General features: G+C 41.6%; 25 protein-coding genes and 1 tRNA gene. 20 read left to right on the top strand and 6 right to left on the bottom strand.

Translation table 11 applies throughout. The annotated features are described in order from the left end of the window. The first annotated feature begins 115 nt into the window (after positions 1–115). On the top strand, positions 116–793 hold the full coding sequence (locus LV83_RS05810) for an ABC transporter ATP-binding protein (protein ID WP_111610611.1): 678 nt from the start codon (positions 116–118) through the stop codon (positions 791–793). Then, positions 786–3,308, top strand: coding sequence for an ABC transporter permease (locus LV83_RS05815; protein ID WP_111610612.1), 2,523 nt, complete (start codon positions 786–788; stop codon positions 3,306–3,308). The genes LV83_RS05810 and LV83_RS05815 overlap by 8 nt, the downstream gene beginning before the upstream one ends. Before the next feature lie 274 nt (positions 3,309–3,582). Here LV83_RS05815 and LV83_RS05820 read toward each other — a convergent pair. The 3 genes from LV83_RS05820 to LV83_RS05830 all read right to left on the bottom strand — a co-directional run bounded on the left by LV83_RS05820 (position 3,583) and on the right by LV83_RS05830 (position 4,922). Next, positions 3,583–3,664: transfer RNA gene (locus LV83_RS05820), tRNA-Leu, on the bottom strand. A gap of 188 nt (positions 3,665–3,852) precedes the next feature. Continuing rightward, the gene (locus tag LV83_RS05825; RefSeq protein WP_111610613.1) at positions 3,853–4,152 is read right to left on the bottom strand and encodes a putative quinol monooxygenase; all 300 of its coding nucleotides are present in this window, start codon (positions 4,150–4,152) and stop codon (positions 3,853–3,855) included. Then, positions 4,152–4,922: an SAM hydrolase/SAM-dependent halogenase family protein gene (locus LV83_RS05830; RefSeq protein ID WP_111610614.1), complete on the bottom strand. Its 771-nt coding sequence runs from the start codon at positions 4,920–4,922 to the stop codon at positions 4,152–4,154. Before LV83_RS05830 ends, LV83_RS05825 begins: the two co-directional genes overlap by 1 nt. Before the next feature lie 107 nt (positions 4,923–5,029). Between LV83_RS05830 and LV83_RS05835 the strand changes: the two genes are divergently transcribed. From LV83_RS05835 to LV83_RS05895, 14 genes are all read left to right on the top strand, one after another. Continuing rightward, complete coding sequence (locus LV83_RS05835) at positions 5,030–6,019, top strand: PhoH family protein (RefSeq protein ID WP_111610615.1); 990 nt, start codon at positions 5,030–5,032, stop codon at positions 6,017–6,019. Beyond that, the gene (locus tag LV83_RS05840) at positions 5,988–6,422 is read left to right on the top strand and encodes a GNAT family N-acetyltransferase (protein WP_111610616.1); all 435 of its coding nucleotides are present in this window, start codon (positions 5,988–5,990) and stop codon (positions 6,420–6,422) included. The genes LV83_RS05835 and LV83_RS05840 overlap by 32 nt, the downstream gene beginning before the upstream one ends. Positions 6,423–6,547: 125 nt before the next feature. Then, on the top strand, positions 6,548–7,123 hold the full coding sequence (locus LV83_RS05845; RefSeq protein WP_111610916.1) for a DUF3575 domain-containing protein: 576 nt from the start codon (positions 6,548–6,550) through the stop codon (positions 7,121–7,123). 123 nt (positions 7,124–7,246) lie between these two features. Continuing rightward, positions 7,247–9,181 carry a ComEC/Rec2 family competence protein gene (locus LV83_RS05850; protein ID WP_111610617.1) on the top strand — a complete coding sequence of 645 codons (1,935 nt, stop codon included), beginning with the start codon at positions 7,247–7,249 and terminating at the stop codon, positions 9,179–9,181. Between the two features lie 62 nt (positions 9,182–9,243). Then, the gene (locus LV83_RS05855; protein WP_111610618.1) at positions 9,244–10,017 is read left to right on the top strand and encodes an enoyl-CoA hydratase/isomerase family protein; all 774 of its coding nucleotides are present in this window, start codon (positions 9,244–9,246) and stop codon (positions 10,015–10,017) included. Then, the gene (locus LV83_RS05860) at positions 10,018–11,940 is read left to right on the top strand and encodes a RecQ family ATP-dependent DNA helicase (RefSeq protein WP_111610619.1); all 1,923 of its coding nucleotides are present in this window, start codon (positions 10,018–10,020) and stop codon (positions 11,938–11,940) included. It abuts the gene before it with no gap. Beyond that, positions 11,933–12,541 carry a hypothetical protein gene (locus tag LV83_RS05865; RefSeq protein WP_111610620.1) on the top strand — a complete coding sequence of 203 codons (609 nt, stop codon included), beginning with the start codon at positions 11,933–11,935 and terminating at the stop codon, positions 12,539–12,541. Before LV83_RS05860 ends, LV83_RS05865 begins: the two co-directional genes overlap by 8 nt. Beyond that, positions 12,528–13,079, top strand: a complete 552-nt coding sequence (locus LV83_RS05870; protein WP_111610917.1) for an NUDIX hydrolase — start codon at positions 12,528–12,530, stop codon at positions 13,077–13,079. The genes LV83_RS05865 and LV83_RS05870 overlap by 14 nt, the downstream gene beginning before the upstream one ends. Next, complete coding sequence (locus tag LV83_RS05875; RefSeq protein ID WP_111610621.1) at positions 13,079–13,516, top strand: acyl-CoA thioesterase; 438 nt, start codon at positions 13,079–13,081, stop codon at positions 13,514–13,516. The genes LV83_RS05870 and LV83_RS05875 overlap by 1 nt, the downstream gene beginning before the upstream one ends. An 83-nt stretch (positions 13,517–13,599) precedes the next feature. After that, positions 13,600–14,271, top strand: a complete 672-nt coding sequence (locus LV83_RS05880; RefSeq protein ID WP_111610918.1) for a tetratricopeptide repeat protein — start codon at positions 13,600–13,602, stop codon at positions 14,269–14,271. 1 nt (position 14,272) lies between these two features. After that, a complete protein-coding gene (locus LV83_RS05885; protein ID WP_111610622.1) occupies positions 14,273–15,238 on the top strand; it encodes an L-threonylcarbamoyladenylate synthase in 966 nt (321 codons plus the stop codon). Positions 15,239–15,360: 122 nt separating this feature from the next. Beyond that, positions 15,361–16,560, top strand: coding sequence for a phosphoglycerate kinase (locus LV83_RS05890; protein WP_111610623.1), 1,200 nt, complete (start codon positions 15,361–15,363; stop codon positions 16,558–16,560). 124 nt (positions 16,561–16,684) lie between these two features. Continuing rightward, positions 16,685–16,846: a hypothetical protein gene (locus LV83_RS21370; RefSeq protein ID WP_158530510.1), complete on the top strand. Its 162-nt coding sequence runs from the start codon at positions 16,685–16,687 to the stop codon at positions 16,844–16,846. Next, positions 16,839–17,438, top strand: coding sequence for a zeta toxin family protein (locus tag LV83_RS05895; RefSeq protein ID WP_158530512.1), 600 nt, complete (start codon positions 16,839–16,841; stop codon positions 17,436–17,438). Before LV83_RS21370 ends, LV83_RS05895 begins: the two co-directional genes overlap by 8 nt. A gap of 57 nt (positions 17,439–17,495) precedes the next feature. Here LV83_RS05895 and LV83_RS05900 read toward each other — a convergent pair whose 3' ends face one another. Beyond that, positions 17,496–18,353 carry an endonuclease/exonuclease/phosphatase family protein gene (locus tag LV83_RS05900; RefSeq protein WP_111610625.1) on the bottom strand — a complete coding sequence of 286 codons (858 nt, stop codon included), beginning with the start codon at positions 18,351–18,353 and terminating at the stop codon, positions 17,496–17,498. Between the two features lie 191 nt (positions 18,354–18,544). Between LV83_RS05900 and LV83_RS05905 the strand changes: the two genes are divergently transcribed. After that, positions 18,545–19,438, top strand: coding sequence for a flavin reductase family protein (locus LV83_RS05905; RefSeq protein ID WP_111610626.1), 894 nt, complete (start codon positions 18,545–18,547; stop codon positions 19,436–19,438). Positions 19,439–19,462: 24 nt separating this feature from the next. Here LV83_RS05905 and sppA read toward each other — a convergent pair whose 3' ends face one another. Beyond that, positions 19,463–21,232 (bottom strand): signal peptide peptidase SppA, encoded by a 1,770-nt coding sequence (gene sppA / locus LV83_RS05910; RefSeq protein ID WP_111610627.1) that lies wholly within the window; start codon positions 21,230–21,232, stop codon positions 19,463–19,465. A 71-nt stretch (positions 21,233–21,303) separates the two neighbouring features. Between sppA and folK the strand changes: the two genes are divergently transcribed. From folK to LV83_RS05925, 3 genes are all read left to right on the top strand, one after another. Beyond that, positions 21,304–21,789, top strand: a complete 486-nt coding sequence (gene folK / locus LV83_RS05915; RefSeq protein ID WP_111610628.1) for a 2-amino-4-hydroxy-6-hydroxymethyldihydropteridine diphosphokinase — start codon at positions 21,304–21,306, stop codon at positions 21,787–21,789. Positions 21,790–21,997: 208 nt separating this feature from the next. Next, a complete protein-coding gene (locus LV83_RS05920; protein ID WP_111610629.1) occupies positions 21,998–22,567 on the top strand; it encodes a hypothetical protein in 570 nt (189 codons plus the stop codon). Then, complete coding sequence (locus LV83_RS05925) at positions 22,530–23,642, top strand: hypothetical protein (RefSeq protein WP_111610630.1); 1,113 nt, start codon at positions 22,530–22,532, stop codon at positions 23,640–23,642. The genes LV83_RS05920 and LV83_RS05925 overlap by 38 nt, the downstream gene beginning before the upstream one ends. 109 nt (positions 23,643–23,751) lie before the next feature. Here LV83_RS05925 and fabD read toward each other — a convergent pair whose 3' ends face one another. Further along, positions 23,752–24,627, bottom strand: coding sequence for an ACP S-malonyltransferase (gene fabD / locus LV83_RS05930; RefSeq protein ID WP_111610631.1), 876 nt, complete (start codon positions 24,625–24,627; stop codon positions 23,752–23,754). Positions 24,628–24,629: the final 2 nt, after the last annotated feature.

A 24,629-nucleotide genomic window follows, 5' to 3' on the forward strand; every position in this document is an offset into this window, starting at 1 on the left:
TACCTCTGCTGTAAGGATGTTTGTTGATTAATGAGGCTATTGCTATCTTCCAAAAACTATCTAGGGGCTTTGCCGTTTAGCATATTTACCTCTTTTCCCTACCCAAGTACAGCACATGAATATTTTATCAGTTTCAAACCTGAGTAAGGTTTATACAAGTGGCAGCAGAAAACTGACTGTCCTAGACGAGGTTACATTTGACATTAAATCTGGAGAAATCATTTCTATTGTTGGTCCATCGGGCAGCGGGAAAACCACCTTACTCGGGCTTTGTGCTGGATTGGATTCGGGTTCTACCGGCAGTGTGGTCCTTGACGGTAATTCATTGGAAAAGCTCTCTGAGGATCAGAGAGCAGCAGTCCGTAACCAAAGCGTAGGCTTTATATTTCAGAATTTCCAGCTTTTGCCTACGCTTACTGCATTGGAAAATGTAATGGTGCCTCTTGAGCTTAAGAAAAGAAAAGATGCCAGAAAAAAGGCCCAGGAACTGCTGGATAAAGTAGGCTTGGGAAATAGAGGAACGCATTATCCTACCCAGCTTTCTGGAGGTGAGCAGCAGCGGGTTTCAATTGCTAGAGCTTTTGCAAATGAGCCTAAAATACTATTCGCAGATGAGCCCACAGGAAATCTGGATACTGAAACTGGGGAAATGATCGAGAAATTGATTTTTGATCTGAATAAAGAAGAAGGTACTACACTGGTTTTGGTGACACATGATTTGGAATTGGCAGCGAAAACGCAGCGAATCATTCATATCAAAGGTGGTAAAATACAGGAGGAAGCACATGCCTGATTTTGGATGGATTTTGAAGATGGCGTTTCGGGATTTCCGGAAAAACATCTCTAGACTTTTGCTTTTCGTCAGCAGCATAGTGGTAGGCATAGCCGCTTTGGTTGCGATCAGTAGTTTTGGTGAGAATCTTACCAAAGATATAGACAGTCAGGCTAAGGAGCTGTTGGGAGCTGACTTGGTGTTGGAAAATAATCAAGCCCTGGGCGATCAGCCTATAGATTCTCTGGCTGTAGAGACGGCTTCGGAGGTAAATTTTGCTTCTATGGTGGCCTATCCAGCCACCGGTGCCAGTCGTTTGACGCAAGTTCGTGCCTTGGAAGGAGCTTTCCCATTTTATGGAGCTTTGGAAACCATCCCAGAGGCAGGTGATGCTGATTTCAGGAGTGGCGGGAAAAAGGCTTTGGTTGAAAAAGCACTTTTAGCCCAATTTGGGGCTGAGGTAGGTGATGTGATTAAAGTTGGAAATGTAGAGTTTTCTGTCGTTGGAGAACTGCAAGCGGTTCCAGGTCAAACGGGAATTACTGCAACAGTAGCTCCGGCGGTATATATTCCCATGGAGTTTTTGGAAGAAACTGGCCTCGTGCAATACGGTAGCCGGGTGAACTACAACCGATACTACCAGTTTGCTCCCAATACAAACGTGGATGAATTGATCAAACCATTTGAAGATCAGTGGGAGATCGACCGAGTGGATGCTGATACCGTGGAGGATCAAAAACGTTCCACAGGTAGGTCATTTGCCAACATGTCTAACTTCCTAAGTTTGGTAGCATTCATCGCACTCTTGCTAGGGTGTGTGGGTGTGGCTAGTGCAGTGAATGTATTTGTGAAGGAGAAACTTGGTTCAGTGGCTGTTTTGCGTTGTCTCGGTGTTTCTTCGAGAGATGTGCTATTGATCTACTTAGTTGAGATCATGATTATGGGGATGGTTGGAGCAGTACTTGGAGCTTTTCTGGGTACGTTGCTTCAATTTGTCCTGCCTGCTGTCTTTGCAGATTTTCTACCGGTGGAGGTCTCTTTTGGGATTTCTTGGCTTTCTGTAGGGTTTGGAGTGATTACGGGATTATTTGTCTCAGTATTGTTTGCACTTTTGCCATTGCTGAAAGTACGGAATGTGTCTCCTATGGCGACCTTACGGCCTGAGACAGGGGATACTACTTTGCTGAAAGATCCACTTCGCTGGTTGGTGATTGTAGGAATACTCGCATTCATCTGGGGATTTAGCTTCTATTTATTGGATCGGGTTGATTTTGCGTTTGGGTTTACAGGTTTTGTCGTTTTTGCCTTCGGTATACTTTGGGCCGTAGCCCAAGCAATTATTTGGGCTGTCAGGAAGTTTCTGCCAATTTCTTTCACTTATACGCTACGTCAGTCTTTGGCCAATCTTTACCGACCAAATAACCAGACAGTTTCCTTGATTGCAACAATTGGTTTGGGAACAGCGATGATTTCTACACTCTTTTTCCTCCAAAACCAATTGCTGGAAGAAGCAAAGTTTGCAGATAAGGAAGACCAGCCAAACATGTTGATGTTTGATATTCAGACTGCTCAACTGGAGGATGTCAAAGCTAAAATAATCTCCCGCGATCTACCCATCATGCAGGAGGTGCCGATAGTGACGATGAATCTGAATGCGATCAACGGAATTGACAAGCAAGCCAATGAAGAATTGCCTGATGAGGAGGATTATTCCAGGTGGATTTACAATCGTGAATTTCGGGTGACCTATCGAGATTCATTGATTTCTTCAGAGACGTTGACTTCTGGAGAGCTTATTCCTGTGGGAGCCCGCGGGGATAGTGTGTTTGTGAGTTTTGAAAAAGGATTTGCAGAGGGGAACGGTTTGAAAATAGGCGATCAGATAGAGTTTAATGTCCAAGGCCGTCCGATCCAGACATTCGTGGGTAGCTTTCGGGATGTGAAATTCAACCAAGTTTCCACTAATTTCCTGGTGCTATTTCCAAATGGAGTATTAGATCAAGCGCCTAAATTCCATGTGCTGATCACCAAAACCAAGAATGACAGAGAAGCAGGAGATGTGCAGGCTGAAATTGTACGTCAGTTTCCAAATATCTCCATCATAAATCTTGGGACGATAGTAGCGACGCTGGAAGAGATCTTGGGGAAAATCAGCTTTGTAATTCAGTTTATGGCCTTTTTCAGTATTGCTACTGGAGTTTTGGTGTTGATCAGTTCATTGATCATCAGCAAATATCAGCGGATGCGGGAGAGTATTTTGCTTCGGACGCTTGGAGCGAGCTCTGCCATAGTGAGCAAAATCAATACGTTGGAATATTTCTTTCTGGGCAGCCTGGCGTCGCTTTCAGGGATTATTTTGTCTTTTGGAGCTACATGGCTTTTGAGTGAGTTTGTGTTCAATATCCCATTCCGCGGAGCTTGGCTAGAGGCATTGATCCTTTATTTGGCTATCACAAGTTTGACGATAGTTTTGGGTTGGCTGAATGGACGTAAGATTATTAAACAAGCTCCAATGGAGATATTGAGGGGAACTTGAGAAGTTAGAAGGTAAAAATATGAAATCTGAAAAGGCTCACAGGGAATGATGTGGGTCTTTTTTATTGTTTGTTTAAATTTATAGGAGATGGACTTTTTTGGTTTCATATGGCATGAAAATGAGGACTTCAACCATGCAATTTGAAAGTTAAACTTTCAAATTGCATGGTTTTTAGGTTTGAATAGGCTTTGGAGTCGAAGGGAAGTGTGAACGAAGATGGGTTGAAAGTCTGGGTAGGTGAAAAAGAAAAAGCCCGCTTTTCAGCGAGCTTTTGTACCCAGAGCCGGAGTCGAACCGGCACGCCTTGCGGCATTGGTGTTTGAGACCAACGCGTCTACCGATTCCGCCATCTGGGCATTAACTTTTAAAACGTAAACGGTTGTTCGGTATGCAACTCGTTTAATTTCCGAAGGTAAGTCTATCGTCCCGATAGCTATCGGGACCACCACTTGGGCATTCGGTAAGTCTGGCCTTACACCTGACTTGGCTCCGTCACTTGCGTAACGGGATGCAAATATGAGGAAAGAATCTTTTTTCTACAAACTCATTTCCTTACTTCCTCGATTTTTTTTGAACTGAAAGCTACAGGTCGATCTGCAAAAAGCCTTTTGGTGTACGTCCATACCGTTTTAAAAAGCTCAGAATCACGGTATTGATTCAAGTGTTCTTCGCTTTTCCAATGGCTGTGGGTGAGAAAAATAGTTGCGTCATTCTCATCTTGCCAAAGCTCTAAATGCTGACATCCGGGAAAATTCCGGATCGAATCCTTATTCGCATGGAAGTTCGTCAAAAAACCAGCTACTCCTTCTGGCTTGAAAGTCATTCTTACAACTCGGATTAGCATTAGGCATGGAAGGTTACGTAAACGACACTGTCGTATTTTAGACCGAGCAAATCACCGCCATGGCCATGGTTTATTCCGATTTCCAATAAGTTCAAGCTGTTGAAGAAAGCGAAGCAGTCTCCTGGTTCCACCTGATCGTAGCCATTGTGAAGTTTGTTCACAGACTCACGGCCAAATTCTATGGTGAATTTGCCTGGGTTTAACTTTTCGAATACTTCTTTATTAATATTTGTGATCAGGTTTCCATAGCGGTCTACTCGCAGAACATGACCGGTGATGTGCTCGCGAGTAGCTTTAGGATGTCGCGACATGAGTTTTCGGAAGTTTTTCAGTGGTCCACCGAAATCATGAATAGCAGCTCCACTGGCGACTTTTGCAGCGATGGGTGCTAAAATATCTTTTGTAGGAAACGTAGAATCTTTCAAATGTATATCTGCAAACTGAACCATTATGCCCGGCTCGTGATCTGCCAACAGACTTAAAATCCCATTATTTGGTCCTACAAAAATGTGCTCTTCAAGCTTTACACCGATATACCCATGTGTGATACTTCCCGTAGTGTTTAAGGATACCAGATGGACGGTACCTTTAGGAAAATCTCGGAACGTCGATCGTAATACAAATGCAGCATGAGCTATATCAAATGCCTCGATATTGTGAGAAATATCGATGATGTTTAACTGTGGATTTACGGCAAGCATTTTAGCTTTTACTGCCGGTACGTAGTAATCTTTGTCCCCAAAATCTGAGAGGAATGTAACCAATGCCATAGAAGCAAGTCAATTAAAATTTTTGTACTTTTGTTTAGGAGGGATTTGAACAAAAATAGAAATTTTATTCTTCTACCTTCAAGGATAATCTAATCAATAATAAGAGTTTGGTCGAAAAAGTAATCACGTTAGAAAATGTTCCCTTGGCAGAATTTCTAGGCGAAGCCAATGAGAATATACGGCAAATTGCCGCTGCCTTTCCCCAAAGTAAAATTATTTCTCGAGGTAATGAGATCCGTATCCAAGGCGGAGCTCCTGAGATTCTGAGGATTAACGATGTTCTGAATTTATTATTGGAGCACGTGGATCGATTCGGTCATATCACTCCTGAGAATGTCAAAGACTACCTCGATGTCGAAGGAGTTCCTTTTGAGGAGGCTAACAGGGATCAGGTTATTGTTTTTGGAAACAAAGGGATAGTAATCAAGCCTAAGTCAGCTAATCAACGAAAACTGGTTGAATCTGCCATGCAGAATGATCTGGTTTTTGCCTTAGGGCCTGCTGGTACGGGTAAAACATATATTGCAGTAGCACTTGCCGTTCGGGCGTTGAAAAATAGGGAAGTTAAGCGGATCATCATCACTAGGCCAGCTGTGGAAGCTGGAGAGAACCTAGGATTTTTGCCTGGCGATCTACAAGAGAAATTGGATCCGTATTTAAGACCAATCTACGATGCGCTTCAGGATATGGTGCCACCCGAAAAGCTCAAATACTACCAGGAAACCCGTGTGATCGAAATTGCGCCTTTGGCATACATGCGTGGAAGGACGCTACATGATGCGTTCGTTTTGCTTGATGAAGCCCAAAACACAACAAATGAGCAGATCAAGATGTTCCTAACTCGAATGGGGCCAAATTCTAAGGTGATAATCACAGGTGATCAGACTCAGGTGGATTTGCCTGTGAGGCAAAAAAGTGGATTGTCTGAAGCGCTAAAAATCCTCAAGGATGTGAAGGGAATTGGTGTTGTAAATCTAAGTGGTAAGGACGTGATCCGACACAGACTAGTGAAGTCTATTATCGAGGCATACGAGAAAGATCATTATTACAAAGAACAAGAGAGAAATGAGTCTCAAAGTAGAAAAAATAACCCGTGATGATCAGCTGAAGGCTGCTTATAAGATCAGAGAGCAGGTTTTCGTGGTAGAACAGGGTGTGGATCCAAAGGCTGAATACGATGAGTTTGAAAGTCAGTGTTCCCATTTCTTGGCCTGTATAGATGATCAGCCTGTGGGAGCTGCACGATGGAGAATAACCCCAAATGGGGTGAAATTGGAGCGTTTTGCAGTATTAAAAGAAGTACGGGGGCAAGGCGTAGGACAAGCATTGGTCGTTGCTGTCTTGAAGGATATTGAGGCAACACCAGAGGCTAATGGGCTTAAAAAGTATCTTCATTCCCAGCTATCTGCTGTCCCGCTTTATTCAAGATTTGGATTTGAAAAAGCTGGAGATATATTTGAAGAGTGTAATATTATGCACTATAAAATGCAATTGGCTTAAGTATTGCCTCTTATTCGACAACTAATTATAGAAAAATGAAATCGAGCATAACGAAAGCGTTAAACACTGAGATGATTATTTCTTAGGCGAGACTCCATATGACCATAGAAAACTATTATAAACAGATGAAAAAAATTATTTTTACCCTTACTCTGATTCTGGCATTTGTAGTGACCGGATTTTCACAAGATGTGATTTCTAGCAGCGGTAGTTCCACTCCGAGCTATGGCGGTTTTTCAAACGAAATTCACGTCAATTTTCTTAATTTAATTTGGTTTGGGTCATTAGAAGTAGGCTATGAGCGCTACTTGAGTGATGATCATTCATTGGAATTTAAAGGCTTTATTAACGATCGTTTTGGTATTAATAATGAGAAAAATGGTAAAAAGTATAAAACCAATTCGTTACAAGCTTCCTTGAACTTTTACTTTGGTAATGGTAACAGTGGTCGTTTTTTCTTATTCCCTTTGGCTAAACTTCGATTAGGAGATTTTGAAGAACCCGCAGATGGAGGAGGAGTTCAAACAACTGATATGACAGCATTTATCCTAGGTGCTGGTGCAGGATATAAGTGGGAATTGTCTAAAAACTTTGCGTTTGGACCCTTCGCGAGTGTGGGTAGAAATTTCAGTGATGATGTTTCAGATAGATTTGCTGGTATAGAATTCAATGCAGGGTTTAATTTGGGCTATAGATTCTAACTTTACTTGAACATGCATTATTTGAAGAGCCCAGGTTGGGCTCTTTTTTTTGTCTTACCTATTTAGAAAGTTGTGAGCTTTTATGAAAAAAATGGATTAAATTAATTTTTTAATTTTTTCAATATGAGGTTTGCTGACTTTCCATTTTTACGGTATCTGCCTTTTGTTTTGATCGGGGTTTTTTGGGGCAACTCGAATGGTGCTCCTGACCTGATGGTCCTTTCAATTATACTAATCCTATTTTGGCTGGTCTATTTGATTCTAGTTTCTAAGCAGGAAAAGGGGAGGATGGTATTTCAGCCAAGCTACCTGGCTTATATGGCACTGATATTCTTTGGGGCCCTATTGGCTTTATTCAAGCAGCAACAAACCGATGTCAGCAAGGAGATTCTATATTCACAAAGCTATCTCGCTGAAGTGGTAGCCTACGATCAGCAAAAGCCTAATTCCTTTGAGAATCTTCTGGAAGTGAAATCTATTTTCGCCGATGGCGCATGGAAAGATGCACAGGGCAAAGTATTGATTTACCATCAAAATGAACAGGGGCTAAAACCAGGACATGTGTTGATGGTGAGTAAAAGTCCAGAGCAAATAGCCGCTCCGCTCAATCCCTATGAATTTGATTATCGACAATATTTGGCTAGGCAAGGGATTTTCTTCCGTCAGTTTATTGGTAAAGATTTCCAAGTTGTAGACTCGACTGCTGGTGTTGGGTTTGAGTACTTTTTGGTGAATCTGAGGCATGACATCGGTGAGATGCTCAAAACGAAAATCCCTGATGAAAACGCTGCTCAAATCGCCTTGGCGTTGCTACTTGGTCAGAAAAAAGAACTTGACCCAACTATTCGAGAAGCATACACCCAAGCAGGCGTTATGCATATTTTGGCCGTTTCAGGACTGCATGTGGGGATTATTTATGCCTTGTTCATACTGATATTAAAGCCGCTCAAATTGAAAAAAGAGAAGGCTAGACTTTATCTTCTTTTCGTCATTTTTATCATCTGGCTTTACGCTTTTCTTACGGGATTGTCACCATCTGTGGTAAGAGCGGCAACGATGTTTTCTTTGCTCACATTTGGTCAGATGCGAGAGCGGCGTCCATCGATTTATAATATCCTAGCCTTTTCAGCGATCTTGATGATTACAATTAATCCTGATGTGATCTACGAAGTCGGGTTTCAATTGTCCTATTTGGCAGTCTTGGGGATTGTGATGATTCAGCCTTTAATTCTAAATTTATGGTTGCCACGACATAAGATTCTAGAATACATCTGGCAATTGACTACAGTTAGCTTAGCGGCTCAACTGGTTACTTTTCCGCTTTCTATCTATTACTTTCATGTCTTTCCTACCTACTTCTTGATAGGGAATTTGCTGATTTTGCCACTTGCTTTTGTCATTATGCAGGTAGGAGTTCCTTTAATGATTTTCGGATGGATTCCCGTTTTGGGAGATGCTCTAGGTTGGGCTTTAAGTTGGTTGATTTGGACTCAAAATTGGGTTGCTGAAGCTATCCGATTAATTCCCGGTGGAAAACTAGATCGGCTGACCATAGGGTTTTCAGGGATGGTACTCGTTTGGGGAATACTTTTGATAGTAGCTTCTTGGGAGTTTGGGTCGAAAAGAAAATTAGCTTGGTTAGCCTTGACTTTAATCTTTCTATGGAGCACATTTCAATTGTATTCCGAATTGCATAGCCCTTCCCGAGAGCTGTTTGTCTATCAAGGAAAGAAGTCTCAGTTGTTTGATTTTTCTAATTCAGGAGAAATTTATTCTTGGAACCAAGGACTGGAAGCAGGAGAGATCAGTTATTCGGTGGACCCCAATCGAGTTCAAAAGCATTGGTCTCAGACTCCAAAATCCTTGCTTGTGCACGAGCTAGATTCTGGGAAATTGGACTTTATCGTAGCTGACTTTAGCTTTGACCCAAAACATAAAAGGCTCCAGTTTCTAAAGGCTCCAAAATCAATTTATAGTTGGTCTGATGGTGAGTGGGTTATGATGCCAGCACAAAATACGCTGGAGGTTGATTCGGTAGCATACCGAATACTTTTCTGAGTTTGATTTTGCAAAGCCTGCTATTGAAACTAACTTGATCCCAAACCCAAATTGCACTACAAATGAGCGCTGTAATCACAGAAATCTTCGATAGAATAGGAATTATCAGGCTGAATAGGCCAGAAAAACGTAACGCACTTAGCCCTGAGTTGATTAGTGGTTTGCACCAGGCTTTTGTGGAAATGAATGCAAACGAAAAAGTGAAAATTATTTTGCTTCGATCCACCGGAAAGGCATTTTGTGCAGGTGCTGATTTGGCCTATTTGCAACAACTCCAAGATTTTTCCTATGAGGAGAATTTGCAAGACAGCCGCAGATTGATGGAGTTATTTAATCTGATTTATAGCGTTCCCAAGGTCGTGATAGCGGAGATCCAAGGCCATGCGTTGGCTGGAGGATGTGGATTGGCTACGGTTTGCGATTTCGCTTTTTCTGTTCCAGAAGCTTTGTTTGGCTATACCGAAGTGAGGATTGGATTTGTTCCAGCTTTGGTTTCTGTTTTTTTGCAGGAGCAAATTGGAGCAGCCAAAACGCAGGAATTGTTACTTTCAGGCGAGTTTATTACTGCTACCAAAGCGGCAGAATTAGGATTGATTACCGGAGTGGAGCCTTCTGAGTTTTTGGAGAAATATGTTATAGAATTTGCAAGCAAGCTCATTTCCCAAAATTCCGGCTACGCAATGGGCAAAACCAAGTCCCTTTTGCGAAAGCTAAACCTAGAAAGCAGAAATAAATCTCTGGAGCTAGCTGCTGAAACTAACGCCAAAGCTCGAGCTCATGAAGACTGTAAGAAAGGAATTGCTGCTTTCTTGAATAAAACTTCGCCAGATTGGTAAATGCTGACTAGAGCTACTGAGATCCTTCAACAAGTATTTGGACATGCTGATTTTCGGCCAGTCCAGAAAGAAATAATTGAGTCAGTACTGGCAGGGAAGGACACGCTTGCGCTTTTGCCGACGGGGGGCGGGAAATCACTATGCTATCAGATTCCAGGCTTGACCATAGATGGGATTTGCCTGGTTATTAGTCCCCTGATTGCCTTGATGAAAGATCAGGTAGATGGCTTGAAGGCAAAAGGGATCAAAGCCGCCGCAATTTACTCTGGGATGAGTTATCGGGAGATTGATCGCACGCTGGACAATTGCATTTATGGAGATTATAAATTTCTTTATGTATCCCCGGAGCGCCTGAAAGCTGATCTTTTTATCGAGCGGTTTCGACAGATGAAAATTAATTTGATTGCGGTGGATGAGGCGCATTGTATTTCTCAGTGGGGTTATGATTTCCGTCCGCCTTATTTGGAGATCGCGCTGATTCGTCCTTTTCACCCCGAAGTTCCAGTTTTAGCCTTGACCGCGTCGGCTACTCCGCAGGTTTGCGCTGATATTACCGAGCGCTTGGAGATGAAAAAGCCTGCCGAATTTCATCAGAGTTTTGCCAGAAAAAACCTTAGCTACAGCGTCAGACTGGTAGAAAATAAACTGGAAAAGGGGCTGGAAATACTGCGTAGAATTGATGGGACCGCGATTTGGTATGTGAGAAATCGGCAGGGGACGCATCAAATTGCTAAGGCTTTAACGCAGATGGGAATTTCTGCTTCCGCCTATCATGCGGGCTTGTCCATGCAGGACAGAGCTCTGCGACAGGATGCCTGGATGAAGAATGAAGTTCGGGTGATGGTAAGTACCAATGCTTTTGGGATGGGAATTGATAAGCCGGATGTGCGTGTGGTGATTCATAGCGATTTGCCGGAAAATGTGGAGAATTACTATCAGGAAGCTGGACGAGCTGGGCGAGATGAGCGGAAGGCTTACGGAGTGTTATTGGCAAATAATCAGGATTTCGAAACTATTTTGAGGCGAGCAGAGCTAGTTTATCCTCCGCTAGATTTTGTAAGAAGAGTTTACCAGTGTCTCGCAAATTATTACCGGATTGCTGTAGGGAGTAACATGCTCAGCAGTTTTGATTTTGAATGGAATGAGTTTGCAAATACGTATGAGCTAGGAGTTTTGGAGACTTTTTATGCCTTGAAATTATTGGAGGAGGAGGGTTTCATTGGCTTAAGTGAAAGCTATTATTCTCCGTCCAAGATCCATTTTACCGTGGACCCCTCTCGATTATATGAGATTCAAATCGCTTACGCAAAGCTTGATCCAGTGGTGAAAATCATCATGAGAACGTATGGAGGAAATGTTTTTTCAGAATACATAAAAATTCAAGAAGCGAAACTTGCTAAGTCACTCAACATCTATGAGAGTGAGTTGATCAAATCACTAAAGCAACTGGAGCAATTGGAAGTAATGGTGTATGACCAGAGCAAGGATAAGCCTCAGATTACCTTTTTGACTCCACGTTATGACGCAGGAAAATTGCCCTTGAACTTCAAAAGAATAGAGCTTAGGAGAGCTTTGACGCTGGAAAAGGCTCAAAGTATGGTGAATTACGGGAAGCAATCTGAGCTTTGCCGGACCCAGTTCATTCAGGAATATTTTGGAGAAAATACAGATCAAATCTGTGGAGTTTGCGATGTGTGCTTATCTCAGCGCAAGGCTAATCACCCTGATCAGGCTGAAAATAAGCTCAGAAATAAAATTCTGGAAACTTTAAATAGTGTAGGGGAGTTGTCAGAACGGAACCTATTCGAACGTATACGCTTGCCGGCTTCTGAAAAAAACCTTCGAGTTTTGCGAATTTTGCAGGATCAAGGATATATTACACTTCTTGCATCTGGCAACTACGCACTTAAACCTCATGAGTAATTTTCTCGACGATCTGTTCAACAAAGTTTTCAATTCATCGGAAAAAGCTCCGGTGAATCACAAGGAGAACATTGTACAGAAAGGCGAGGATGTGGCCAAGGTACGGGATTGGATGAATTCAACTGAGGGACGAGAGCTTTTTGGCAGAGTCTCGAAGTCTTACTACTTCAAAACTATACAGATCGAGGAGCGTCCGCAAACTCACATTCTCGATTCGAAATATGCCAGAGGTTTTGCGATCACCTATGACGATCCTTTGGATGAGCAAACATTTTCATTGCTTTTCTTGGCTTTTGCGCAGCGAGTTCTAGCTTTGGGCTATAGGCAAGTGAGTTTTGATCGGAAAATGGAAGAAGTAAACGATCAGGTGAAAGTCACCGAAAAATTTTATTTCAAACCGCCATTGAAAATACTTGCCAAGAATGAGTTGATTTCTCAGTTATATGGCAATATTTCCATCGAGAAAATAAATGTAAATAACCAGCCCAATTACCTCAAGGTATTAGTGACGTTTTATTCGGATAGGCTATACCTAGATCCAGAACCTTTCGATCAATTTCTTGATCATTTATTTGAAGCAACCCATGATGGACAGAATTAACTTTAAAGAGCAACTAGGGAGATACCGGACACCATATGAGGAGGAGGCAGGTTTTATTCAGGATTTCTTGGATTTGACGGAAGATCCTATTGCCTACGATAGAGAGCGATTGGAAGGTCATTTTACAGCGTCTGCATGGATAGTAAATCGTAAACGTACACATACCTTACTTACACTCCACCGCAAATTGGGCAGATGGCTTCAGCTCGGCGGTCACGCTGACGGAAATGAAGATTTGCTGGAAGTAGCAATGCAAGAGGCGATTGAGGAGAGTGGTTTGAAAAGTTTGGAGTTTGTAGATAAGACTATTTTTGACTTGGATAAGCATATTATTCCTGAGAGGCCGCACGTTCCTGAGCATTTTCATTTCGATGTGCGTTACATTTTGGAGGCAGATCTCTACGAGCCCTTGATCAAAAGTGATGAGAGTATTTCATTAGCCTGGGTGGCTTTTGATTCAGTGCAGGATGTGATTGGATACAATCCTTCAATTCTGAGAATGCTTGAGAAAACCAGTAAATCAGAAATCCTCCTTTAATGATTAAGCCTGACCCTGCGCAGTTACAGCGCGAGATAGCGTTTTCCTTACCCATTCAGATTAGATTCTCCGACATTGATGGATACATGCATGTCAATAATGGGATCTATTTCAATTACTTCGAGCATGCCAGAGCTGTTTTCTTGGAGCAGGTCTGCCATTGGGATATTATGGAGGTTGGCTGTGTAGTAGGACGAATTGAAATGGATTACTTCAGACCTATTCACGTAGATGATAGCATCAAAGCTTTGGTGAAATGCAGCAGGGTAGGAAATAGCTCTTTTGACCTAGAGCAATATTTGGTAGGAGAAACCAAATCCGGTGATCCTCATATTTTTGCAAAAAGCAAGTGCATACTCGTTTCTGTGGACATGAAAACGATGAAGCCTATGCCGCTTCCTGAAAACTATAGGGCAAAACTTCAGTCCAATTCCTGAAAACAAAGTCACATTCCTTATCTTTGCGCAAAATTTAAGCTGTGAAAAAACTTTGGATAATTACCTTGCTGATGGCAGGATTAATGGGTTGTAGCCCAAGTGAAGAGGAATTGGTACAAGAGGGGATCCTTCAAATGGATGCTCAAAACTGGCAGGGGGCAATTTCCCTTTTTGACAGAGCGCTGGAGATCAACCCAGAAAATGCGCTGGCTTTGAATGCTAAGGGTGCAGCACTTTTTCAAGAGGAAAAATTTGAAGAAGCAATCCCTGTTTTTACCGCTTCCATTGAAGCAGATTCCGCTAGTTATAAGGCTTGGTTTAACCGTGGGAATGCCAATTTGAAACTGGAAAACTTCAAAAACGCCGTTTCAGATTATAACATGGCAACTCTTCTTGACCCTACTCAAACTGATATTTATTATAACCGTGGGCTGGCTTTGTTAGGCTTGGAGGAATACGAAGATGCATTATTGGATTTTGATGCGGCACTTCAGGTAGAGCCAAATCAAGCGTTGGTGCACTTTAATCGTGGCAAAGCCCTTTTAGGAAATAACGATCCAGGTAATGCGATGAAAGCATTGACTGATGCCATCAACTTGGATGGGAAAAATGCTGCCGCTTACTACCTTTTAGGAGTAACTAGAATGTCTGCTTTGGGAGAATCAGAAAAAGAAGAAGGATGTGCAGACCTGAAAATGGCACTTCAGCTGGGATACACTGAAGCCAAAACTTGGATAGACGACTTCTGCGAGTAAAATGGCAGAGATAGGGCAAGACATATCGCAAGCAAAAAGAGTTTTAGATGCTGCTAAATTGGTATCTATTCCTACGGAGACCGTGTATGGTTTGGCAGGGAATGCGTTGAATCCAGTAGCCGTAGCGTCGATTTTTGAGACGAAAAACCGCCCTAGTTTTGACCCATTGATAATTCATGTTCCTTCGCTTAAGGAAGCAGTGAATTATGTGACTGATATTCCCTCGCCACTTCGTAAGCTTGCAGGGCAATTTTGGCCAGGTCCGCTGACACTTTTGCTTCCTAGGAAAGAGACCATTCCAGATATAGTGACTTCCGGGCTGGATCGCGTTGCAGTTCGTGTCCCAGATCATCCGCTGACGTTGGAGTTACTTTCGAAGATCGATTACCCGTTAGCAGCGCCAAGTGCAAATCCCTTTGGCTACATCAGCCCTACCTCGCCCAAACATGTGGACGCACAGCTAGGAGACAAAATATCCTACATTCTTGACGGTGGCAAATGTTTAGTAGGGTTAGAAAGTACGATTGTGGGAATGGAGGGTGATGAAATCGTGGTTTATCGGCTAGGAGGTTTAGATATTTCTGACATCGAAGCCTTGGTTGGGAAGGTGAAAGTAAAAAGTCATAGTTCCTCGAATCCACAGGCACCCGGGTTATTGGAAAGCCATTACGCACCAACGAAGCCTTTTTTGATCGGAGATTTGGCAACCCTACTATTAGATCATAAAAAGAAAGGTATTGATTTCGCGGTACTTTCTTTGGACAAAAAGTTTGATTCCATTCCTTCTGGATATCAAATTGCCTTGAGTCCGGGCTCTGATTTGAAAGAGGCTGCCACGAATCTTTTTGCTGCAATGAGGACTTTGGATGAATCAAATGTCCAAGTGATTTTAGCGGAAATGATGCCTGAAGAAGGCTTAGGCAAAGCGATAAATGACCGCTTAAAGCGGGCTGCAACGAAGGGATAAAATTGCTTTCCAGCACCTCTTAGCAAATTGATCACAGGCGAAAGTCGATTTTTGCCGTAATCTTTGATAAATTCACACCTGATTTTTATCTATTTAATTAATCAAAAGCTATTAACCTTACTATGAACTCTAGAATCAAAAATGTAGATAATCTAAGTTTTGAAGGCAAGAAAGCACTCGTGAGAGTGGATTTCAACGTGCCTTTGGATGACATGTTGAGTGTAACTGACGACACTCGTATTCAGGCTGCACTACCTACGATCAATAAAATATTGAATGATGGTGGATCTGTGATATTGATGTCACATCTAGGCAGACCTAAATCTGGTCCTGAAGATAAATTTTCTCTTAAAAACATTGTTGTAGCGCTTGAAAAAGCACTTGATAAACCTGTTAAATTTTCTCCGGACTGTATTGGAAGAGAAGCTGAAATGATTGCTGAAGGCCTAAAACCAGGCGAAGTTTTGCTTTTGGAAAACCTTAGATTTCACAAGGAAGAAGAAAAGGGCGATAAGGACTTTGCAGAAAAGCTTTCTAAACTAGGAGATGTATATGTGAATGATGCCTTTGGAACAGCACACAGAGCGCATGCTTCTACGGCTGTGATTGCACAGTTTTTCAACGATAAGGTTTGTGGATACCTGATGCTTTCCGAGTTGAAAAACGCTGATAAAGTTCTTGGTAATGCTGAGAGACCGTACACGGCAATTATGGGAGGTGCGAAAATCGCTGACAAGATTTTGATCATCGAGCAATTACTAAACAAAGTAGATACCTTGATTATTGGTGGAGGAATGTCTTATACCTTTGCCAAAGCGCAAGGTGGCACTATTGGGGATTCACTTTTGGAAGCTGACAAACTTGATTTCGTATTGGAATTGATGGAGACAGCAAAAGCAAAAGGAGTGAATTTGATTCTTCCTGTTGATACGGTTATTTCCAAGGCTTTTGCCAATGATGCAGAACAAGGATTAGCGAATAAAGGTGAGATTCCTGACGGCTGGATGGGATTGGATATTGGTCCAAAAACGGCTGAGCTTTTTGCAGCAGAAATCATGAAATCCAAGACTGTACTTTGGAATGGCCCAATGGGGGTTTTCGAAATGTCTTCTTTTGATAAGGGGACTAAGGCCATCGCCGAAGCAGTTGTAGCTGCTACTAAAGCTGGGGCTTTCTCTCTTATCGGTGGTGGAGACTCCGCTGCTGCAGTCAACAAATTTGGCTATGCAGATGATGTTTCTTTCGTCTCTACAGGCGGAGGCGCATTGCTAGAGCACATGGAAGGCAAAGTGCTTCCAGGAGTTGCGGCTTTGGAGCCTTAAGTATTAGGAGACCTTTGGGGTTTTGAAAACCCCGAAGGTCTTTTTATTGTAAAGAGTAAATCTTTTAAAATTACTTTAACCCGTTGATTTTTAAGAAGTATAATGTATTTAATATCTTTGTGCTATGGGAACCCATGATGACATAAAGGCTTTTCTAAAGGATTTGGAGCTAAAGCTCAAAAAAGAGATGCCAAGAATTCGCAGAGAAATAAAAGTTTATGAGGATAAACTTGAAGAGGGAACCTTGAATATGAGCCCAACCCCTTCTCCACAATTTGGTGGTTAAGCCAACCTTAATAGTGATTGCTGGATGTAATGGTTCTGGTAAATCATCTTTTTCCAATGCCATAGTTCCTAAAGGCATCATTCCGTACGATTACGACAAACACTTTTTAAAAACTTACCATAGGTTGTCTGATTCTGATATCAGAGATGTTATGGCTCACAATATTGTTCGGGCAGAGTTGAAAGAAGAGGTTTTATTTTCTATTGATAATCAGAAAGACTTCTGCTACGAAACTAACTTTAATTCGACACCCTTGTATTGGCCTGAGAAATTTAAGAAGGCGGGTTATGAGCTAATTCTGGTTTTCTTTTGTTTAGATTCAATTAAAGAGGCAAAAAGGAGGGTGCAAATCAGAGTAGAAAATGGAGGGCATTTTGTGCCCGAGGCTGAAATAGAGAATCGATATATGTTAGGCTATCGTAATCTGAATATGCATTTTCAGTATTTCGATACTGTTCACCTGCTCAACTCAAGTTATTACAAGAAAGAGCCAAGGCACATATTAAGTATTAGAGAGGGTGATGTCTTAGCTACCACTCATCTACCAGGGTTTTTAAATGACCTAATTCCAACTATAATAAGCCTTACTTAAATGATTGATTTTTCTATTAGGTAGAATGGAGGTAAATCCTACATTCATTTAACGTGATTAAAACTCCACTTCCACTAAGACTGGAAAGTGATCCGACGGATACTTTTTGCCATAGTTATCAGTCAGTATTCCATGTCTAATTACTTTGAGATCACCTTTCACAAAAACATGATCGATGATTCCATCAGGCATTTTCTCCCAGTCAAAACTGGTAAATGATCCAGCTGGGCCATAGCTAGGGATTTCGGAAATTAACCTAGCATCCTGCCAATCAGGGTTGGAAGTGATGGTAGAATAGGCCGCATTGTCAGGTCTGACGTTGAAATCACCCATCAAAATTGCGGGCGCATTTTCCTTGTTTATCAGTGATACCTGAGCCATCACCAGTTTGCTGCTTTCTTCACGTGCCTGCTGACCGATGTGATCGTAATGAATATTAAAAACGTAGAAAATTTTTCCGCTCATATCCTTGAATTTGCCCCAAGTACAGATTCTATTTAGTGCTGCATCCCAACCTTTACTTGGCTTCTCAGGAGTTGGCGAAAGCCAAAAAGTGCCTTGATCCAAAATCTCAAACATCTCTGGATTATAGAGAATAGCTGCATATTCACCTTTTTCTGTTCCGTCATCCCGGCCAACACCAATGTAGGAATAGCCAAGTTCTCGGGTCAGATCCAACAGTTGGGAATTTAATGCTTCTTGCACTCCAACCAAGTCAATTTGATGAAATTGGATCAGGCTCGCCACATGTGGAAGGCGATCTGTCCAGAGATTTCCAATATCATTTGGGTTAGCATATCTAATATTGAACGTAGCAAAGTTGTGGGTTTGGGCGTTGGAACTTGAACTTATCCCCACTAGGAGTATCACCAGGAATAGGCTAGTTTTTAGTAAACTTTTCAGGGTTCTTGTCATGATTTTAGAACTTATTCGTTCGAAATGGTTTATGTAATTAAAATTGAATCCTAATTTCATCAAATGAAACCTTGTCCGCCCAATATAAAGGGAGGCTTTAAGCTACTGATAAGAAAATGAATTTCAATATGTGAGACTGCAAGTCCAGCTACAGTTAAGCATATGGCAAATAAAAAAATAATTGTAAACACATGAAAACCTTTTATCCCAAAGACCTAAGTACCCAAGAATTTTATGGCTTGATGCAAGGCGCAGTGGCACCAAGACCAATTGCCTTTGTCAGCACTATCGATAAGGCTGGAAATGTAAACCTAAGCCCTTTTAGTTTCTTTAATTTGGTAAGTTCTCAGCCTCCCATTCTACTATTTTCTCCCTTAAGAAGAATGAGGAATAACACTACTAAACATACCCTTGAAAATATATTGGAAGTTCCTGAAGTAGTGATTCACATCGTACATTTTGGGATGGTGGAGCAAATGTCCTTGGCTAGCACTGAGTATGAAAAGGGAGTGAATGAATTTGAAAAAGCGGGGTTTACGCAAGTGGCATCAAATGAAGTGAAACCGCCCCGGATAAAAGAAGCCCATGTGTCCTTTGAGTGCAGGGTGAATGAGGTGAAGTCACTTGGAGAAAGTGGAGGTGCTGGAAGTATTGTAATCTGTGAGGTGCTGGCGGCTCATATAAATGAAGCTATTTTTGATGAGGCAGGTGTGATTGATCCTAATAAGCTAGATGCAGTAGCACGTTTAGGTGGGAATTGGTATAGCCGTGCGAGTGGTGCTTCCCTCTTTCAGATCCCTAAGCCGCTTAGGAACCTAGGAATTGGAATTGACCAAATGCCAGCTGAGGTAAGAAATAGCGCAATCCTGAGTGGGAATAATTTGGGGAGATTAGGGAATGTAGAAGCATTACCTAGCGAAATAGAGGTTGCGGAATTTGGGAAAAGTGCAGAGATCCAAGAGATGAGAGTCCGCTTTAAAAATGATCCAGATTCTTTAATAGATCACTTACATCTTTTGGCCAAAGAAGCACTCGATGAAGATGATGTGGATCGGGCCTGGTTGATTTTGTTGCAAAAGAAATAAAAAAAGCGGCCTAGGCCGCTTTTTTTATTTTATGATAAACTCTTGTGACATTCTTGCTTGAACACCTTCGTAGGATTTTAGTTTTTCCACTTGCTTGTAAATAGCGTAGTTCGGTCCCAACTTACTCTGAAGGATTTTGATTTGAACATTGTTCCCAAGGTCCTCCATGATAGTTTCAAACCATGGTTTTTTAGTAGGGTAATATACAACACGATAATCATCGCCTGCACCAATTCTCGCCGCTGCAAGTTCAATTGTAGTATTCAGTCCTCCAAGTACATCTACTAATCCACGTTCTTTAGCCTGATTTCCCGTCCAGACTCTTCCTGAAGCTACTTCTTTAACAGCTTCTGGAGACATTCCTCTACCTTCGGATACTCTAGTGACAAAAGTCTCATACCCATCTTCTATAGTGTTTTGGATGATGTTTCGCTCCACTTCAGTCATTGGTCTGGTAGGATTCATAAAGTCTGAAAGCTCACCTGTTTTTACAACATCCGTGGTAATTCCTAAATGCTCATTTAGCAGCTCTTGGGCATTGAAAATCATACCGAAAATGCCAATAGAACCTGTAATAGTATTTGGCTGTGCCACGATGGTATCAGCTGGTGCAGAGATATAATAACCGCCTGAAGCGGCTACTTCACCCATGGACACGTAAACAGGCTTGGCCTTTTTAGCCTCTGCCATCTCTCTCCAAATTACTTCTGAAGCTACGACCGATCCTCCAGGAGAATTCACCCGAAGCACGATTGCTTTGATGTTATCATCTTTGCGTGCTTTTCTAATCTCTTTGGCAAACTTTTCTGAGCTGATGACACCATCGGCATTTCCTCCTACGATCTCGCCTTCGGCGATGATTACAGCGATTCTATTAGAAGATGTAAGGTTTTTAGACCTAGCTAATTTACTCAAGTCAGTGGCGTTGATCGTTTTGATGTCATCGCCTTCGTCTATACCAAGCTTTTCCTTCATCTTAGAAAGTACTTGATCCATGTAAAGTAGCTCTGTCGCCAATCCATAAGTAACTGCGTCTTCAGGCTTTCGAACCAACATCATATCATTGATTTTTTTCAAGCTATCGAAGGGAATACCCCTAGACTCAGATACTCCTTGAAGTGCAAATTGATTCATATCATCAAGAAACGACTGAGTTTGAAGCCTGGATTCAGGACTGCTTTTCTCAAGGATAAAAGGTTCTACAGCTGATTTGAATTCACCTACCCGGAATATTTCCGGCTGTACGCCTATTTTCTCAAAAAGTCCTTTAAAGAAGATCCCTTCAGAAGAAAAGCCATTAAAGTCCATTCCCCCTATTGGGTTCAAGTATATCTCATCAGCTACAGAAGCAATGTAATATCCGCCTTCTGAATAAGCTTCGTCGTAGGCAACAATGAACTTGCCGGAAGTTTTAAAATCTACTAAAGCTTCACGAAGCTCATGCAGATTTGCCTGTCCAGCTATTACCAGGCCAGTGTTAAGGTAGATACCTTTTATATTTTCATTGGTTTTGGCTTCAGCAATGGCTTTTTTAAGGTTGATTAGTCCTGCGCTGAACTCCTGGCCAAATGGATTTCCTAACATAGAAAGGTCCAAGTCATCTTCAGACGTTCTCTCTACGATAGATCTACCATTAAGATCCAAGTGCAAAACTGTGTTTTCACTAACTGATACTTCTTTGTCTCCACTTGAAGACACGGCAATGCCAATCAAGCCAAACATTAAAAGCACACCGAGTATACTGAAAACAAAAAGACCGACGATTACAGCCAGTACATTTCCTAAGAATTTCATAAGCTAAATTATTTGAAGGCCCAAAATAACCTAATTTGGGCCATGTTTACAAAAGCAATTACTGGAGAAGAATGTTCAAAAAAGCAGTTTTAATTTTAGGAGGAAATAAAGGAGACAGAAATGCACTGCTGACGTCGGCTGTACAGGCTGTTTCGGAATTAGGTGAAGTGACAGCGAAGTCCAAAGTTTACGAAACAGAAGCTTGGGGGGGAGTGGCTAAAGGCCCTTTTTTGAATCAAATCGTTGAAATTTCTACATCACATTCTCCTTTAGAAGTCTTAGCCGCTATCCAACAGATTGAAATAGATCTTGGAAGGCAACGAGAGGAACACTGGGGAGATCGGACGATGGATATTGATATTATTTATTTTGGCGGTCTGGTGATCGAAACTTCGGAGCTGAAAATCCCTCATCCATATTTGGCAGACCGGAAGTTTGTGCTGGTCCCATTAACGGAGATTTTGCCGGGTTTTGCACATCCTGTTTCTGGGAAAAATAGTAATCAAATGCTTGAAGAATGTGAAGATAAAAGCAAAGTAAAAGCTGTGAAGGAGTAAAATTTGTTGCCTTCATCTTCCATCTTTCAGGAAGTGTAGCTTATGGATTTTCAAGTTTTCATGCTCTTTCAGGTCAGGCTTTGCCAGCAGAAAGGGACATTTGTCGAATGATGTGATTTTTATTTTTGATCCGCATTTTTCTTAAACGTCTTTAGTTATTGCCTTTTTTCAGTTTACTTGCGTCTAGAATAAATGATTTTATACAACCATGTTTTCTGTCAGATTTACCATAGCATTGCTTTTGATTTTAATGATTCCTTTTATCCTAAGGACATTAAGCTATAGGCTCGAACCCTATCCGGCATTGCTTTTCCCAGGGGGCGAGGGTATGGTTTCTGTGCCCTTGGATTCGGCCATAATTAATTACAGGTATTCTGAGCTGCATGGTTATCGGGAAGGGATTGGATGGGGGAAAATAGATGAGGTAGAATTCATGAAACCGGTTCCACAGCATTACCTACGGAATATATTAAAACATAATTCTGATCTTTTTGATACGAATGATTCATTGCCGAAGAAGAAAGCTAGTGAGAGTGGCATGAAAGCTAAATTGTCATGGGCCTTTGATTATTTACTCAGAAATCAAGAAAAGCAATCATCAGAAGAAGACAGAAGAAAATCTACAGACTGGTTTGCTGGAAAATTAGAAGCACAAGGCTTTGAACCTGATAGGATTAAACTGGTGAATGTCGAGATTCTATCCTATCCAAATGATGAGAAATTTGAAAAAATAATTGGTGATGAAGAGATTATTAGCGTTGGTAGAGGGCTTAAATAAGGCTTTTTGGGATAGAGTAAGGCTTTCTACCGAAGTTTCGCAGGAGTCTCTGTGGCTTTTAAGGCCTTTTGTTGGGATCTATCTCCTGATGATATATTCTCCATTTTTTGCATGGATAGGAGAAGTTCCAAGCGTCTTTTTTTATCCCCCGCTTTTGAGTTTACCCAATTTATTAAGCGGCTTTCCACCAGCATGGTTTTTTCTTTGGCTAGACATCCTTGTAAGTATTAGTATTGTGCTGATGACGCTAGGTATCCGGGCAAAACTGGCTACAAGAGCTCTGGTTCTTTTACTTTTTGTAGGGTATAATTTTCAGTTTTCTATGGGGAAAATTGATCACAATATATTTTTGCTGATCTTTTTGGGTTGCTTGTCTTTCGCTGGTTGGGGCTCTGGATTTGCTTTAATTCCTGATAAACCAGTAGCCAAACTCAACGTCCAAAAATGTATGGCTTTATTGGCGGTATTATTTTGCTTTGGGATGTTTACTGCCGGATCGGTCAAAGGGATCAATTGGATAGATTTTGACATCACAAAAAATGGGTTTTTGCGCTGGTATTACTCCTCTATTTATGTGAAGCAGTCAGGTATGTTTCTTTCAGGTTCATTAAATGCTTTGCCCTATGCTTGGCTTGATGTATTTGATTGGGGAGGAGTATTTTTCGAGTTGTCAGCTTTTCTCTTGTTATTGGCAGGCAGGAAATTCTGGAAGCTCTGGCTTCTAGGAGCTTGCACGTTTCACCTGCTGAACTTGTTGATTTTGAATATTGCCTTTTCGGCAAATTTCATCTTCTATGTAGCTTTTATAGATTTTGGGAGATATTATGATTGGGCTAAAATTCAATTTTCTAAATCCCATATTCTATGGATTTCTTCCACTTCACTTTTAGCATTTCTTTACTTTAGGTTTGCCTATATTTTTGATAGTTCTTTTTTCAATTATCATAAACTGTTGAAGGCAGATAAACTTTCCCTCTATATAATCCTTGTAGTTTGGTCAGCAGGAGTTGTTTTGTTTGCTTATTCCACTTGGAACGAATTTATGCTAGGAAAGAAGAATCATTCACATCCATAATACTCAAGTTTCAATACACTCATCCACAAATAAAAAAGGTCTAAGCCGTTAAGAGCTTAGACCTTTTTGTTTTTTAAAATCACCTAGTTGTTTTCAGTGACTTCTTATTTTATAATCCAGAAACTTCTGCTTCAGCATGGATTTTTTTCACAAGACCTTGAAGCACTTTTCCAGGTCCGCATTCTACAAACTCGGTAGCACCATCCGCAACCATGTTTTGAACAGATTGTGTCCATTTCACAGGAGCAGTGAGTTGTGCTATTAGATTGGCTTTGATTTCTGATATTTCAGTAACTGCCGTGGTGCTCACGTTTTGGTAAACAGGGCAGCTAGGCGTATGGAAGGTAGTTGCTTCGATAGCTGTTTGTAATTTTTCACGCGCTGGCTCCATCAATGGAGAGTGAAAAGCTCCGCCCACAGGAAGTGGAAGGGCACGCTTGGCTCCAGCTTCTTTCATCTTTTCACATGCAATCTCAATTCCTTTGTTGGAACCTGAGATTACTAGTTGGCCAGGACAATTATAGTTTGCAGGAACCACCACTTCTTCAGTGATGCTCGCGCAGATTTCTTCTACTTTTTCGTCCGCCAGACCCAAGATGGCAGCCATCGTGGATGGATTGATCTCACAGGCTTCCTGCATAGCTAGCGCTCGCTGATAAACTAGTTTTAGTCCATCTTCAAAAGCAAGCGTACCATTGGCTACTAAGGCTGAAAGTTCGCCCAAAGAATGACCTGCCACCATATCTGGCGCAAAATCAGGAGTTGTTTTGGCTAAAATTACAGAATGAAGAAATACAGCAGGTTGGGTTACATTAGTTTGCTTGAGTTCCTCAGCAGTTCCGTCAAACATGATGTCTGTGATGCGGAAACCCAAGATCTCATTTGCTCTTTCAAATAATTCTTTTGCTTCGGTACTTTCTTCATAAAGTGCTTTTCCCATTCCTGGGAATTGGGCGCCTTGGCCCGGAAAAACAAATGCCTTCATTA

The sequence above is a fragment of the Algoriphagus yeomjeoni genome (assembly GCF_003259505.1).
GTDB classification, from domain to species: Bacteria; Bacteroidota; Bacteroidia; order Cytophagales; family Cyclobacteriaceae; genus Algoriphagus; species Algoriphagus yeomjeoni.

What these genes read in the sequence shown, in the direction of transcription:
- LV83_RS05920 (WP_111610629.1), top strand. Translation starts at nt 21,998, where the DNA reads ATGTTTTCTGTCAGATTTACCATAGCATTGCTTTTGATTTTAATGATT.
- LV83_RS05890 (WP_111610623.1), top strand. Translation starts at nt 15,361, where the DNA reads ATGAACTCTAGAATCAAAAATGTAGATAATCTAAGTTTTGAAGGCAAG.
- LV83_RS21370 (WP_158530510.1), top strand. Translation starts at nt 16,685, where the DNA reads ATGGGAACCCATGATGACATAAAGGCTTTTCTAAAGGATTTGGAGCTA.
- LV83_RS05925 (WP_111610630.1), top strand. Translation starts at nt 22,530, where the DNA reads ATGAAGAGATTATTAGCGTTGGTAGAGGGCTTAAATAAGGCTTTTTGG.
- LV83_RS05845 (WP_111610916.1), top strand. Translation starts at nt 6,548, where the DNA reads ATGAAAAAAATTATTTTTACCCTTACTCTGATTCTGGCATTTGTAGTG.
- LV83_RS05880 (WP_111610918.1), top strand. Translation starts at nt 13,600, where the DNA reads ATGGGTTGTAGCCCAAGTGAAGAGGAATTGGTACAAGAGGGGATCCTT.
- LV83_RS05825 (WP_111610613.1), bottom strand. Translation starts at nt 4,152, where the DNA reads ATGCTAATCCGAGTTGTAAGAATGACTTTCAAGCCAGAAGGAGTAGCT.
- LV83_RS05810 (WP_111610611.1), top strand. Translation starts at nt 116, where the DNA reads ATGAATATTTTATCAGTTTCAAACCTGAGTAAGGTTTATACAAGTGGC.
- LV83_RS05815 (WP_111610612.1), top strand. Translation starts at nt 786, where the DNA reads ATGCCTGATTTTGGATGGATTTTGAAGATGGCGTTTCGGGATTTCCGG.
- LV83_RS05830 (WP_111610614.1), bottom strand. Translation starts at nt 4,922, where the DNA reads ATGGCATTGGTTACATTCCTCTCAGATTTTGGGGACAAAGATTACTAC.
- LV83_RS05900 (WP_111610625.1), bottom strand. Translation starts at nt 18,353, where the DNA reads ATGACAAGAACCCTGAAAAGTTTACTAAAAACTAGCCTATTCCTGGTG.
- LV83_RS05850 (WP_111610617.1), top strand. Translation starts at nt 7,247, where the DNA reads ATGAGGTTTGCTGACTTTCCATTTTTACGGTATCTGCCTTTTGTTTTG.
- LV83_RS05870 (WP_111610917.1), top strand. Translation starts at nt 12,528, where the DNA reads ATGGACAGAATTAACTTTAAAGAGCAACTAGGGAGATACCGGACACCA.
- fabD (WP_111610631.1), bottom strand. Translation starts at nt 24,627, where the DNA reads ATGAAGGCATTTGTTTTTCCGGGCCAAGGCGCCCAATTCCCAGGAATG.
- LV83_RS05885 (WP_111610622.1), top strand. Translation starts at nt 14,273, where the DNA reads ATGGCAGAGATAGGGCAAGACATATCGCAAGCAAAAAGAGTTTTAGAT.
- LV83_RS05865 (WP_111610620.1), top strand. Translation starts at nt 11,933, where the DNA reads ATGAGTAATTTTCTCGACGATCTGTTCAACAAAGTTTTCAATTCATCG.
- LV83_RS05840 (WP_111610616.1), top strand. Translation starts at nt 5,988, where the DNA reads ATGAGTCTCAAAGTAGAAAAAATAACCCGTGATGATCAGCTGAAGGCT.
- LV83_RS05855 (WP_111610618.1), top strand. Translation starts at nt 9,244, where the DNA reads ATGAGCGCTGTAATCACAGAAATCTTCGATAGAATAGGAATTATCAGG.
- LV83_RS05905 (WP_111610626.1), top strand. Translation starts at nt 18,545, where the DNA reads ATGAAAACCTTTTATCCCAAAGACCTAAGTACCCAAGAATTTTATGGC.
- LV83_RS05875 (WP_111610621.1), top strand. Translation starts at nt 13,079, where the DNA reads ATGATTAAGCCTGACCCTGCGCAGTTACAGCGCGAGATAGCGTTTTCC.
- LV83_RS05860 (WP_111610619.1), top strand. Translation starts at nt 10,018, where the DNA reads ATGCTGACTAGAGCTACTGAGATCCTTCAACAAGTATTTGGACATGCT.
- folK (WP_111610628.1), top strand. Translation starts at nt 21,304, where the DNA reads ATGTTCAAAAAAGCAGTTTTAATTTTAGGAGGAAATAAAGGAGACAGA.
- sppA (WP_111610627.1), bottom strand. Translation starts at nt 21,232, where the DNA reads ATGAAATTCTTAGGAAATGTACTGGCTGTAATCGTCGGTCTTTTTGTT.